The sequence below is a fragment of the Nonomuraea indica genome (genome assembly GCF_002850745.1).
In the GTDB taxonomy this organism is placed as follows: Bacteria; Actinomycetota; Actinomycetes; order Streptosporangiales; family Streptosporangiaceae; genus Nonomuraea; species Nonomuraea indica.
Genome location: NZ_KZ559469.1, coordinates 531,876 through 544,550, shown reverse-complemented (window position 1 = coordinate 544,550; position 12,675 = coordinate 531,876). Strand labels below are relative to the sequence as shown.

Sequence of the window (12,675 nt, the reverse complement as noted above, 5' to 3'; positions counted from 1 at the left end):
GGGGTCACGCGTCGCGGCGGCGCATCAGGACCGCGGCGACGACCAGGACGACCGCGATCCAGGCGAGGTAGACGCCGAAGCCGCTCCACGGGCCGAGCTGGTTGGCGTCGGAGGGGAAGGGCAGCTCCATGCCGGCGTTGGAGGTGAAGTGGTCGCGCACGACCTGGCCCCACCGGCCGGGCAGCCCGTTCGTGAGCGGGGGCAGCACGAGGATCAGGGCGACGGCCGAGACGATCGCTCCGGGCGTGTGCCGGATGAGGGCGCCCAGCGCCAGCCCGAACAGGCCGCACGCCGTCAGGTAGAGCCCGGTGCCGGTGACCGCCCGCACGGTGCCCGGGTCGCCGAGCGCCGCGCCGTCGAGGATGGCCTGCCCGATCAGGAAGCTGGCGAGCGAGGCGGCCATGCTGACGGCCAGCGCCACCGCCGTGAACACGATGATCTTGCCGGCGAGCAGCTTGAGGCGTCGCGGCACGGCCATGAGCGTCGTGCGGATGCCGCCCGTCCGGTACTCGCTGGAGATCACCAGCACGCCCAGCGTGGCCGTGGCCATCGAGGCGAGCATGATGCCGTTGAGGCTGATCCGCGTCGCCGAGACCGGGTCGATCGGGCCCTCCGCCGAGGAGGCCGCGGAGCCCGACAGCAGCGCGCCGAGGCCCACCATCAGCAGGGCGGTGATGGCCAGCGTCCACACGGTCGAACGGACGGACCGGATCTTGGTCCATTCGGACCGGATGATGTCGATCATGCCGAGAACTCCAGACTGTCCTTGGTGAGCTCCATGTAGGCCGCTTCGAGCGAGGGCTGGACGAAGGTCAGCTCCTCCAGCGGCAGACCCGCCCGCGCGGCGAGGGTGCCGATCTCCAGCGGGGTCATCGCGGTCACGCGCAGGTGGTCGGGGTGCAGCTCGCCGACCCTGACCAGCTCGGCGACCTCGGGCAGCCGGGGCGAGCGCACCCGTACGTATCCCTGGGAGCTGCGCCCGATGAACTCCCGCACGCTCGTGTCGGCGATCAGCCTGCCCTTGCCGATCACCACCAGGTGGTCGGCGGTCTGCGCCATCTCGCTCATCAGGTGGCTGGAGACGAAGACCGCCCGGCCCTCGGCCGCGAGCCCCCGCATGAACGTGCGGATCCACAGGATGCCGTCGGGGTCCAGGCCGTTGACCGGCTCGTCGAAGATGACGGTCTCCGGGTCGCCGAGCAGGGCGGCGGCGATGCCGAGCCGCTGCGACATGCCCAGCGAGAACCCGCCGATCCGCCGCCGCGCCACCTCGCGCAGGCCGACCGTCTCCAGCACCTCCTCGACCCGGCGCGCCGGGATGGCGTTGCTCTGCGCGATGGCCAGCAGGTGGTTGCGCGCGCTGCGCCCGCCGTGCACGGCCTTGGCGTCGAGCAGCGCGCCGACCTTGCGGAGGGGGTGCTTCCACTCCTGGTACGGCTTGCCGTCCACGAGCGCCGAGCCGTCCGAGGGACGGTCCAGGCCGAGGAGCATGCGCATGGTCGTCGACTTGCCGGCCCCGTTCGGGCCGAGGAAGCCGGTCACCCGGCCGGGCTCGACGGCGAAGGACAGGTCCGCCACGGCCGCGGTCCGGCCGTAGCGTTTGGTGAGGTTCGTTGCCCGTATCGAGGTCATGGGTCCAGCGTGGCGGCGCGGACCGGAGACTTCTTCCTGCCCGGGAACCGTTCGTCGCCCGCAGGACTGGGAGCGCGGTCCTACGCTCCGGGGGTGACGAGCCCGGCCTCGTAGGCGGCGATCACCGCCTGGGCGCGGTCCCTGACGGCCAGCTTGGCGAACACGCTCGTGACGTGGTTCTTCACCGTGGAGGGGGAGACGCCCAGGTCGGCGGCGATCTCGCCGTTGGACCGGCCGCGCGCGATCAGTACGAGGATCTCGCGCTCGCGCTCGGTCAGGCCGCTCAGCTCCAGGCGGGCGCCGGGCCGGTGGGGCGGCTCGGCCCGGACGAACGTGCCGATGAGGCGGGTCAGCAGGCGGGGCGCCACGGCCGACTCGCCCCGGTGCACCACCCGCACGCCCTCGACCAGTTCCTCGGGGGAGACGTCCTTGGGCAGGAACCCGTCGGCGCCGGCCCGCAGCGCGGCCACCACGTTCTCGTCCAGGTCGAACGTGCTCAGCGCCAGCACCCGCACGCCGGGCAGCTCGGCGGTGATCCGCTCGGTGGCCCGCACCCCGTCCACGCCGGGCATGTGCAGGTCCATCAGCACCACGTCGGGCCGCAGCAGCCTGCTCCGCTCGACCGCCTCGGCGCCGTCGGCGGCCTCGCCGACCACGCGGATGTCCGGCTGCGCGTCGAGCATCAGGCGGAAGCCCACGCGGACCAGCGCGTGGTCGTCGGCCAGGAGGACCGCGATCATGTCTTCTCCAGGGGGATGCGGGCGCGCACCCGGAAACCACCCTCCGGGCGCGGGCCGGTCTGCAGTTCGCCGCCGCACAGTGCCACGCGTTCGGCCATGCCGCCGAGCCCGAACCCGGGCGGCGCGGCGGGGTGCCTGCCGGGATGCCTGTCGGCGTGCTGGGGGACGCCGTCGTCGACGACCTCCACCTCCACCTCCTCGGGCCGGTAGGTCAGCACGACTCCGGCGCGGGCTCCCGCGGCGTGCTTGCGGGTGTTGGTCAGGGCCTCCTGCACGATGCGGTAGACCGCGTGGTCGACGGCCGTGGGTAAGGCCACGGCCGGGCCCCGCACGGACAGGGTGGCGGGCAGGCCGGCGGTCCTGGCCTCCTCGATCAGCGCGGGCAGCCGGTCCGTGCCCACGCCGGTGGCGGCGCCGTCGCCCTCGCCGCCGTCGGCCCGCAGCACGTGCAGAAGCTGGCGCATCTCGGTCAGCGCCTGACGGGCGGTGCCCTCGGCGCTGGACAGCGCCTCGCGGGTGACGTCGTGTCCCGGGGGCAGGGTGGCGCGGGCGCCGCCGACGAGCGCGTTGATCACGCTGAGGTGGTGGGCCACGACGTCGTGCAGCTCTCTGGCGATCCGCCGACGTTCGGCGCGGACCGCGGCCTCGGCCGCCTCACGGCGGCCCCGCTCCCTCAGCTCGGCGCGGACGCGCACGAGCTGGCCCAGGCCCATGAACACCAGGAACGCGAACGTGGTCGCCAGCCAGGCGGGGGACGCTGCCGCCCGCGGGGTGAGCGGGAGCATCGCCACGTTGTAGCCGGCTGACGCGGCCATCGCGACGACCACGGCCGTCCGGCCCGTGGAGTGGCGCCCCAGGCTGTAGAGGGCGATCAGGACGGGTAGATTGTTGGCCCGGATCACGCCGCCGAGCAGGCCGACGACGTCGAGGACGGTGACGGCGGCGACGACGGCGACCGGGCGGGCGCGGCGGAGGAGGAGGGGGAGGGCCGACACGGTGAAGTGCGCGGCGCCGGCGGCGATCTCCGCGTGCCCCTGCGCCAGTGCGGTGCCCGCGGCGAGGAGTCCGCCGGTGACGAGCAGGACGACGAGCGTGGTGTCGAGGACGCGGGGGCGCTGGAGGAAACGCCATGCGGCCTCGACACGGCGTACCCAGCGCATGACCAGACCCTACGCGGAAAAGCGGCTTCGTCCCGCTTCGATCACCGGCGTCACCGGGGCGACGGGGCCTGTGGGCGCTGCGGTAACGTCGGCCCAAGGGCGAGGGACGGGAGTGCGTATGAGTCGGACAGTGCGGGTCATCTGGGACGATGCTCTCACCTCATACAATTTCGGCCCCGGCCATCCGCTCGCGCCCGTCCGCGTCGAGCTGACGATGGCGCTCGCCCGGGAGCTGGGCGTGCTCGACAAGGTGGAGACGGCCGGCTGCGTCCCCGCCACCGACGACGAGCTGGCCATGGTGCACGACCGCGGCTACATCGAGGCGGTCCGGCGCTGCTCCGCCACCGGCGCGCCCGACCTGTCCGCCGGGCTCGGCACCTCCGACAACCCGTCCTTCGCCGGCGTCCACGAGGCCTCCGCGCTGATCGCCGGCGCCTCGCTCGCCGCCGCCCGCGCGGTCTGGGAGGGTGCGGCCGAGCACGCGGTCAACGTGGCCGGGGGTCTCCACCACGCGATGAAGTCGCAGGCCAGCGGCTTCTGCGTCTACAACGACCCGGCCCTGGCCATCGCCTGGCTGTTGCGCCAGGGTGCCCGCCGCGTGGCCTACGTGGACGTGGACGTGCACCACGGCGACGGCGTGCAGGCGCTGTTCCACGACGACCCCCGGGTGCTGACGATCAGCCTGCACGAGAGCCCGCGCACGTTGTTCCCCGGCACCGGGTTCGCCGAGGAGACCGGCGCCGAGGGCACGGCCGTCAACGTGGCCCTTCCGGCGGGCACCGGCGACTCGGGCTGGCTGCGCGCCTTCCACGCGGTGGTGCCGCCGCTGCTGCGCGAGTTCGCGCCGGAGATCCTGGTGACCCAGCACGGCTGCGACAGCCACGCGCTCGACCCGCTCGCCAACCTGATGCTCAGCCTCGACGGCCAGCGCGCCGCCTACGTCGCCCTGCACCGCCTGGCCCACGAGACGGCCGGCGGCCGGTGGATCGTCACGGGCGGGGGCGGCTACGAGCTGGTCCAGGTGGTGCCGCGGGCCTGGACCCACCTGATCGCCGAGGTGGCGGGGCACCCGCTCGACCCGGCGACGCCGACCGGCCAGGCCTGGCGCCGGCTCGTGCAGGAACGCACGGGGGAGACCGCGCCGCTCACCATGACCGACGGCCGTACACCGGAATTCCAGGACTTGTCCGGTGGTTATGACCCAGGAGACCCGATCGACCGTGCGATCATGGCGACCCGCAAAGCGGTCTTCCCCCTGCACGGCCTCGACCCGATCCCCTAGCGAGGAACCGTGCTGAGTCGTGACGCCCTCCACGAGCACCTGATCCGTACCCGCATCGCCGGCGATGTCGCGACCTCACGGGAGAACAACCTCGACCACTACAGCTCCCTGGCCAACGGCGACCCCTACTACGCGCTGGGCCTGACGTTCGAGCAGCCGTGGTCCTTCCGCGACGTCCTGGAGCTGATGGCCAAGTCCGCGGGCGTCGTCGCGGACCCCCGGCACCGCTCCGGCCAGGACACCATCGACCCCGAGCGGACGATCGCCGCCCTCGACGCCATGGCCGGGCGCATCGCCGCCGCGCTGTCGCGCGAGCGGCCGCGGCTGCTGTTCGCCACCGGCCACCCCACGGGGCTGCTGGCCGTCCACCTGCCCCTCGCCAGGTTCGCCGCCGAGCACGGTGCGACGCTCCTCACACCCGCCGAGGGCTGGTCGTACGCCGGGTCCGGGTTCGGCCGGCTGCGCCGCATCCGCTACCTCGGCGAGGTGGCGATGCTCGACGACAGGGGAGGTTTCGTGCACACCCACGACGCGGCCCCGATGGAGCAGATGCTGGACGAGCTGGGCGAGGAGCCGCCGGACCTGGTCATCGCCGACCACGGCTGGGCCGGGGCCGCGGGCGAGGCCGGGGTGCCGACCGTGGCCTTCGCCGACTCCAACGACCCCGGTCTCTTCCTCGGCGAGGCCGAGGGCAAGATCGACGTGGTGGTGCCGCTCGACGACAATGTGCTGCCGCGCTATTACGCTCCGCTGACCGAGTGGCTCGTCACTGCAGTCTCAAGAGCCCTCTGAGTCGAAAACGGTCAGCTCGATACGGTCTTTTCGCGCCTGCATTCCAAGAGGCTCGCTGTCCCTTTGCCAACTTTTGACACGTCCTGGGCGACTCTTATGTGTGACAAGTTGGACAGTTCCAACGATCAGGCGAGGTGCTCGGAAGGCTGCTGACCAGGTGTTTTACTGGTCTGGCTGACACGCGGCTCCGGCGGCTGAGAAACTGGGGGGTTTGCCGACTCGGAGTCCCGTCTTACGCTGACGGCAGTACACGTGCGTGAGCAATGGCACCAGTGGGGATAACCCGGAAACCACGTGCGGAAGAGGCGTCCGATGGGTGCAGGCGAAAGACCTCTCAGCGAGGTGAAGTTCCTGACCGTGGCAGAAGTCGCCACGGTCATGCGGGTGTCCAAGATGACCGTGTACCGGCTGGTGCACTCCGGCGAGCTTCCGGCCATCCGTGTCGGCAGATCGTTCAGAGTCCCCGAGCAGGCGGTCCACGACTATCTCCGGGAGGCCTACATCGAGGCAGGATGACGTAGGAGTAGCGGTGTGACGCACAGGTGAGGTCGCACCGCGAATGGCCGACGCGGGCGAAGCCCGGCCGGCACAACGCGGCCGGGCCACCCCCCTTGGGGCGATCTACCGTGGATCGCCGGTAGTCTGTGACCCGGTGTGCGCTCGCACATCGGTTCAGCCTTGCTATCACCACCTGGGGGTCCCGTGGGCTCTGTGATCAAGAAGCGCCGCAAGCGGATGGCCAAGAAGAAGCACCGCAAGCTGCTCAAGAAGACGCGCATCCAGCGGCGTAACAAGAAGTAACCAGACGCAGCTGCGAGGCGCTGATGACCCACACCGTGCTCGTCACCGGGGTCTCGCGCCCTATCGGCGCCCGGGTGGCGAGCGTTCTCGCTGCCGATCCGGGCATCAGCCGCGTGATCGGTGTCGACACCGTGCCGCCGCCCTCGCTGACGCGAGAGGGCGGCGTCTCCCTCGGGCGGACCGAGTTCGTCCGCGTTGACCTGCGCAGCCCCGACATCGCGCGGGTGATCGCGGACGCCGACATCGACACCGTCGTGCACATGAGCCTGGTCAGCGCTCCGTCGCGGAACGCCGGGCGGGCGCTGATGAAGGAGCACAACGTCATCGGCGCCATGCAACTGCTCGGCGCCTGCCAGCGGTCGGCCACCGTCCGGCGGGTCGTGGTGCGCTCCACCACCGCGGTCTACGGCTCGTCCCCCAAGGACCCGGCGGTGTTCACCGAGGACCTGGAGCCGCACGACGGGCCGGTCCACGGCTACGCCAAGGACGCGGCCGAGGTCGAGGCCTACGTGCGCGGGTTCGCGCGCCGCCGCCCCGACGTCACCGTGACGCTGCTGCGCTTCGCCAACTTCATGGGGCCGGGCGTCGACTCGCCGCTGACCCGCTACTTCACCCAGCCCGTGGTGCCGACCGTGTTCGGCTTCGACCCGCGGCTGCAGTTCGTCCACGAGGACGACGCGGTCGAGGTGCTGCGCCGGACGGCGACCGAGGACCACCCCGGCACGTTCAACGTGGCCGGGGCCGGCGTGCTGCTGCTGTCGCAGTGCGTGCGGCGGGCCGGCCGGATGCCGCTGCCGCTGCCCTCGCCGGCCTTCCGGATGCTGGGCAACACCGTGCGGCGCATGGGCCTGGTCGACTACTCACCCGAGCAGCTCAGGCTGATGAGCTACGGCCGGGCGGTCGACGCCGGCCGGCTGGAGGCCGAGCTGGGCTGGCGGCCCAAGTTCACCACCGGGGCGGCGTTCGACGACTACCTGCGTTCGCGTGAGCTGCGTCCGTTCGGAGGTGTCCCACGGTGAACGTCCCCGACCGCGAGGCGCGGGTGATCCCGATCACCGACGCGCCGTCCTACGACGAGCCCGCACCCGACCCGCTGGCCGAGGCGCTGGCGTTCGTGCGCCGGCGCATCACCGGCGACTACGAGGTCGACGAGTTCGGCTACGATCCCGAGCTCACCGACAAGGTCATGCTGGAGCTGCTCAGGCCGCTCTACCACCACTGGTTCCGGGTCGAGACCGTCGAGCTGAAGAACGTGCCGCACGACAGCGGCGCGCTCGTGGTGGCCAACCACTCGGGCACGCTGCCGCTCGACGCCCTCATGCTGCAGGTGGCGCTGCACGACGAGGCCGACCGGCCCCTGCGGCTGCTCGGCGCCGACCTGGTCTATCAGCTTCCCGTGCTGGGCCACCTGGCGCGCAAGACCGGTCACACGCTGGCCTGCCCCGAGGACGCCGACCGGCTGCTGCGCAAGGGCGAGCTCGTCGGGGTGTTCCCCGAGGGCTTCAAGGGCGTCGGCAAGCCGTTCTCCGAGCGCTACAAGCTGCAGCGGTTCGGCCGCGGCGGCTTCGTGGCCTCGGCCATCAGGGCCGGCGTGCCCATCGTGCCCACCGCGATCGTCGGGGCCGAGGAGATCTACCCCAAGATCGGCGACCTGGCCTCCCTGGCGCGGCTGCTCGGCCTGCCCTACCTGCCCATCACGCCGTTCTTCCCGCTGCTCGGCCCGCTCGGCCTGGTCCCGCTGCCGTCGAAGTGGATGATCGAGTTCGGTGAGCCGGTGCACACCGACGCCTACGACCCGTCCGACGCCGACGACCCGATGCTGGTGTTCGAGCTCACCGACCACGTGCGCGAGCTGGTCCAGCAGATGCTCAACGAGCTTCGGCTGCGCCGCGGGCACGCTTTCCCGCCGTTCCTCTGATCCGTGCAACCGGTGGCGGCAGGCCGGTGTTCCAGCCTGTGCAAGTGACAACCGGCATGAAGGAACACCATGGATCTGCAGCTTTCCGGACGCGTCGCCATCGTCACCGGCGCCTCCAAGGGCATCGGCCTGGCCGTCGCGCGCACCCTGTTCGAGGAGGGCGCGCACGTCGTGGCGACCTCCCGCACGCGCACGGCCGACCTGCCCGACAAGGTGATCCACGTGGCCGCCGACCTGATGGACCCGCAGGCGCCCGCCCGGATCGTGGCCCGCGCGGTCGAGGAGTTCGGCGGCGTGGACATCCTCGTCAACAACGCGGGTGGCCCGCCGCCCGGCGTCACCCTGCCCCGCGTCGGCTCCCTGACCCCGGGCGACGACGACTGGCGGGAGATGTTCGAGTTCAACCTGTTCTCGGTGGTCCGGATGGTCCGCGCCGCCGTACCGGCGATGCTGGAGCGCGGCGGCGGCGCGATCGTCAACGTCTCCTCGGGCTCGGCCCGCCAGCCGTCGGCGATGAACGTCGACTACGGCGCCGCCAAGGCGGCGCTCAACCACGTGAGCAAGGCCCTGTCGGAGGAGTACGGCCCGCAGGGCATCCGGGTGAACACCGTCTCGCCCGGCCCCGTGCTCACCGACTGGTGGACCAAGGACGGCGGCGCGGCCGACGTGATCGCCGGCATGGCGGGCGCCGACCGTGACAGCGTCATCGCGACCCTGGCGCCCGAGATGATGAAGCTGTCCACCGGCCGCCTGGTCCACCCGCAGGAGATCGCCGACGTCATCGCCCAGCTCGTCTCCCCGCGTTCCGGCAGCACGACCGGAGCGGAACTGGTGGTCGACGGCGGCTTCCTGAAGGAGATCTAGCCCCTCGGCGAACCCGTGCGGCGGGTTGTGGCGATACATCGCTGACCGACTTCCCCACAGAAGGGCGGAGATGATCACACAACCCGCCACCCGGGGTCCGGACGCCGACCTCGTGCGAGCCTCCTGGACCCAGCCGGAGGCGTTCGCCGAGCTGTTCGACCGCTACTCCGCCATGCTCTACCGGTACGTCTCCAAACGACTCGGCCCCGAGCCGGCCGAGGACCTCGTCGGAGAGACGTTCCTGGTCGCCTTCTCCCGCCGCCGCAGCTACGACCTGTCCTACACCGACGCGCGGCCGTGGCTGTTCGGCATCCTCACCAAGCTCCTGTCCCGCCACCACCGCTCCGAGGCGGCCCGCTACCGGGCACTGTTGCGGGCCCCGGTCGACGGCCACGTCGACTCCCCGGCCGAGCGGGTGGCCAGCGGGGTGAGCGCGCAGGCCGTCCGCCCGGAACTGGTCGGCGCGCTCGCGGCGCTGCCCGCCAAGGACCGCGACGTGCTGTTACTCGTCGCCTGGGGCGACCTCACCTACGTGGAGGTCGCCCAGGCGCTCGGCATCCCGGTCGGCACCGTGCGCTCCCGCCTCAACCGGGGCAGGCGGAAGGTCCGCGCGGCACTTGGTGACACCAACCCCCTGCAGGAGGAGGCGTGACGATGGATGACCTGAAACTGCTGCGCGACCTCGGCGCGGAGCTGGAGCACCGGCCTCCGGCGACGCTGGCCCGCCAGCGCAACCGCCTGCTCACCGAGCGGCCCCGCCGCCGCAGGATCGGCTGGTTCGTGACGGCCCTCGCGGCGGTGGCCACCGCGATCGCCGTGGCCGTGCCCACCTTGGTGCTGAGCGGCCACGAGACCGTGCCGCCCCCTGTCGGGGCCCGGCCCCCGAAGGTGACCGGGGCGATGAACATCCTGCTGGTCGGCACGGACAGCCAGGCGGGCACCCCTCGGTTCCGCACGGGCGCCCGTTCGGACACCATCATGCTCGTGCACCTGCCCGCCGACCGGAAGCAGATCACCGCGATCGCCGTCCCGAGGGACTCCATGGTCCAGATCCCCCGGTGCGGCTCCGCGCCGCCCCGCCGCGACATGATCAACTCGGCGTTCGACAAGGGCGGGCTCACCTGCACCGTCAAGACCATCGAGACGCTGACCGACGTGCGGATCGACCACACGATGGAGTTCGACTTCGCCGCCTTCAAGGAGGTGGTCGACGCCCTGGGCGGCGTGGAGATCCTGATCAGGAAACCGATCGACGATCCGAAGGCCAAGCTGAAGCTCCCCGCAGGCAAGGTCCTGCTCGACGGAGAGAAGGCGCTCGGATACATGCGGCTGCGCAACCACGGCGACGGCTCGGACGTGCAGCGGATCAAGCGCCAGATGACTCTCCTGCTGGCGATGCTCAGGAAGGGGCAGTCGCTGCTGGACGAGCCAGGCAGGCTGCGCGGCTTCCTCGCCACCGCCACCAGGTCCGTCAAGACGGACCCGGCTTTCGACCTGGAGACGATGACCGCCCTCGCCATGACCATGGACCAGCCCGCGGGGTTCGTGTCCATCACCGTGCCGTGGAAGCCCGACCCCCGCGACCCGAACAGGGTCGTCTGGAAGCAGCCTGAAGCCGGCGAGCTGTTCGAACGATTCCGATAGTCCGCAAGCGGATTGACGACCGATCTTCGATGCACCAGATTGTTCGCGTCATCCCCCTCGTTCCCAGGGAAACCTTATGAAGCGAACCATCGTGGGTGTCGCCGTGGCCGTGGGCGTCGCCCAGCTCACGGCCGTGCCCGCGCAGGCGGCGACCCAGCCCGACCCGGTCAACGCGCTCCAGGCCGAGTCAGGCCGCGGCAAGGCCGTCAACTTCCGATCCACGGCCACGGTGACGTACGCCCGCGGCCTGTCCGCCACCTCCGAGGTGGAGGGCACGATCGGGTTCGGCCCGCGGGGCGCGGCCGCCTCCGACGTGACCCACACCCTGCGCTACAGCGAGGACATGCTCCGGCGCATGCTGAAGCAGCAGCCCGAGGAGACCGAGGCGCTGCAGGAGGGGCCCATCCAGGCGATCTCCACGCGGGGTGTGAGCTACGTCTCCGGCCCGCTGGTCGACCAGGCCCTCCTGTCCAACGGCGCCGGCTGGGTGCGCTACCGGCGGGCGGACCTGCCGCCGAGCGACCTGCTGCTCGACGTGCTGGACCCCGCCACGCTCAAGACGCTCCTGCGCCACCGCACCTCCGTGCGCGACGGCGCGGTCAAGGGGTCCATCAAGGCCACCAAGCTCGCCGCCGTGTCCTCCGCCTTCGCCTCGCGCTTCGGCACCCGCATCGGCCGCCGCGGCACGGTCACCTACACCCTCAGGCTCGGCCCGACCGGCCTGGTCGAGCGGGTGACCGCCAAGGCCGTCCTGCCCTACGCCAACACCACCCTCGGAGTGGAGTCGGACACCCGCTTCTCGGCATGGGGCCGCGAGGCCACCGTGCACCTGCCGCTGGAAGGAGACGTGATCGACAAGGAGCAGGTCGCGGACACCGTGCCCGCCCGGATCCCGGGGATCTGGTACTAGCCGGCTAGCGGGGGCCGCGGTAGTGCTTGCGCAGTGCGATGCCCGCGGCCACACCGCCCGCCACCGCGCCCACCCCGGCCGCGATCGGCAGCGCGGTCAGCGTCGCCTTGCGGCCGGTGCGGAAGTCCTTGATCGGCCAGTCGTGCTTCCTGGCGTGCTCGCGCAGCTCGGTGTCGGGATTGATGGCGACGGCCTGGCCGACCAGCGACAGCATGGGCAGGTCGTTGGCCGAGTCGCTGTAGGCGGTGCACCGGGTCAGGTCGAGGCCCTCGCGGCGGGCGAGCGCCCGCACCGCCTCGGCCTTGGCCGGCCCGTGCAGCAGGTCGCCGACCAGCCGCCCGGTGTAGACGCCGTCGGTGCTCTCGGCCACCGTGCCGAGCGCGCCGGTCAGGCCGAGCCGCTGGGCGATCACCCTGGCCAGCTCCACGGGCGTCGCGGTGACCAGCCAGACCCGCTGGCCGGCGTCCAGGTGGCTCTGCGCCAGCGCGCGGGTGCCGCCCCAGATGCGGTCGGCCATCACCTCGTCGTAGATCTCCTCGCCGAGCCGTACGACGTCGTCGACCTTGGCGCCCGCCACGAACGCCAGCGCCGTCTCGCGGGCCACCGCGATGTGCTCGGGGTTCTCGTTGCCCCGCAGCCGGAAGACCGCCTGCCCGACCGCGAACTTGAACAGGTCGGAGGTGGTGAACATGCCCCGCGTGGCGAGCCCGCGCGCGAAGTGGTAGATCGACGCGCCGCGCATCATCGTGTTGTCGACGTCGAAGAAGGCCGCCGCCTGGAGGTCGGGCTCGGCGGGGGGAGCGGTCACCGCCGCCGCTGCCGCGGCCTCGCCGGCGATCTCCGCCTCGATCTCGTGCCGTCGTCGGATTAGCCGCCACATGGGCTTCAGCTTACCCACGAGGCGCGGCCAGGCCCTCGATGCAGCCGGAGCG

Annotated in this window: 15 protein-coding genes; 10 read left to right on the top strand and 5 right to left on the bottom strand. The window is 71.8% G+C overall.

Annotation, left to right across the window (positions count from 1 at the left end; translation table 11 throughout):
- Window positions 1-4: 4 nt before the first annotated feature.
- The 4 genes from CXR44_RS14195 to CXR44_RS14180 all read right to left on the bottom strand — a co-directional run bounded on the left by CXR44_RS14195 (window position 5) and on the right by CXR44_RS14180 (window position 3,532).
- Window positions 5-745: an ABC transporter permease gene (locus CXR44_RS14195; protein ID WP_101786435.1), complete on the bottom strand. Its 741-nt coding sequence runs from the start codon at window positions 743-745 to the stop codon at window positions 5-7.
- On the bottom strand, window positions 742-1,632 hold the full coding sequence (locus CXR44_RS14190; RefSeq protein ID WP_101786433.1) for an ATP-binding cassette domain-containing protein: 891 nt from the start codon (window positions 1,630-1,632) through the stop codon (window positions 742-744). Before CXR44_RS14190 ends, CXR44_RS14195 begins: the two co-directional genes overlap by 4 nt.
- Before the next feature lie 80 nt (window positions 1,633-1,712).
- Complete coding sequence (locus CXR44_RS14185; RefSeq protein WP_101786431.1) at window positions 1,713-2,372, bottom strand: response regulator; 660 nt, start codon at window positions 2,370-2,372, stop codon at window positions 1,713-1,715.
- Window positions 2,369-3,532: a sensor histidine kinase gene (locus CXR44_RS14180; RefSeq protein WP_101786429.1), complete on the bottom strand. Its 1,164-nt coding sequence runs from the start codon at window positions 3,530-3,532 to the stop codon at window positions 2,369-2,371. The genes CXR44_RS14185 and CXR44_RS14180 overlap by 4 nt, the downstream gene beginning before the upstream one ends.
- A gap of 118 nt (window positions 3,533-3,650) precedes the next feature.
- Between CXR44_RS14180 and CXR44_RS14175 the strand changes: the two genes are divergently transcribed.
- The 10 genes from CXR44_RS14175 to CXR44_RS14130 all read left to right on the top strand — a co-directional run bounded on the left by CXR44_RS14175 (window position 3,651) and on the right by CXR44_RS14130 (window position 11,743).
- Window positions 3,651-4,814, top strand: a complete 1,164-nt coding sequence (locus tag CXR44_RS14175; protein WP_101786428.1) for an acetoin utilization protein AcuC — start codon at window positions 3,651-3,653, stop codon at window positions 4,812-4,814.
- A gap of 9 nt (window positions 4,815-4,823) precedes the next feature.
- On the top strand, window positions 4,824-5,606 hold the full coding sequence (locus tag CXR44_RS14170; RefSeq protein ID WP_101786426.1) for a phosphatase: 783 nt from the start codon (window positions 4,824-4,826) through the stop codon (window positions 5,604-5,606).
- Window positions 5,607-5,918: 312 nt separating this feature from the next.
- Complete coding sequence (locus CXR44_RS14165; RefSeq protein ID WP_026214222.1) at window positions 5,919-6,122, top strand: helix-turn-helix domain-containing protein; 204 nt, start codon at window positions 5,919-5,921, stop codon at window positions 6,120-6,122.
- A 186-nt stretch (window positions 6,123-6,308) separates the two neighbouring features.
- The gene (locus tag CXR44_RS14160; RefSeq protein ID WP_018654693.1) at window positions 6,309-6,407 is read left to right on the top strand and encodes a 30S ribosomal protein bS22; all 99 of its coding nucleotides are present in this window, start codon (window positions 6,309-6,311) and stop codon (window positions 6,405-6,407) included.
- A 23-nt stretch (window positions 6,408-6,430) separates the two neighbouring features.
- Window positions 6,431-7,426: an NAD-dependent epimerase/dehydratase family protein gene (locus tag CXR44_RS14155; RefSeq protein WP_101786424.1), complete on the top strand. Its 996-nt coding sequence runs from the start codon at window positions 6,431-6,433 to the stop codon at window positions 7,424-7,426.
- Window positions 7,427-7,449: 23 nt separating this feature from the next.
- Entirely contained in the window at window positions 7,450-8,325 is an 876-nt protein-coding gene (locus CXR44_RS14150; RefSeq protein WP_101786615.1) for a lysophospholipid acyltransferase family protein, read from the top strand.
- Between the two features lie 69 nt (window positions 8,326-8,394).
- A complete protein-coding gene (locus CXR44_RS14145; protein ID WP_101786422.1) occupies window positions 8,395-9,189 on the top strand; it encodes an SDR family NAD(P)-dependent oxidoreductase in 795 nt (264 codons plus the stop codon).
- Window positions 9,190-9,259: 70 nt separating this feature from the next.
- Window positions 9,260-9,841, top strand: coding sequence for an RNA polymerase sigma factor (locus CXR44_RS14140; RefSeq protein WP_101786420.1), 582 nt, complete (start codon window positions 9,260-9,262; stop codon window positions 9,839-9,841).
- A 2-nt stretch (window positions 9,842-9,843) separates the two neighbouring features.
- Complete coding sequence (locus CXR44_RS14135) at window positions 9,844-10,833, top strand: LCP family protein (protein ID WP_101786418.1); 990 nt, start codon at window positions 9,844-9,846, stop codon at window positions 10,831-10,833.
- Window positions 10,834-10,909: 76 nt separating this feature from the next.
- Complete coding sequence (locus CXR44_RS14130; protein WP_101786416.1) at window positions 10,910-11,743, top strand: hypothetical protein; 834 nt, start codon at window positions 10,910-10,912, stop codon at window positions 11,741-11,743.
- Window positions 11,744-11,747: 4 nt separating this feature from the next.
- Here the strand turns inward: CXR44_RS14130 and CXR44_RS14125 are convergent, their stop codons facing one another.
- Window positions 11,748-12,623, bottom strand: a complete 876-nt coding sequence (locus CXR44_RS14125; protein ID WP_101786414.1) for an HAD family hydrolase — start codon at window positions 12,621-12,623, stop codon at window positions 11,748-11,750.
- Between the last annotated feature and the right edge of the window lie 52 nt (window positions 12,624-12,675).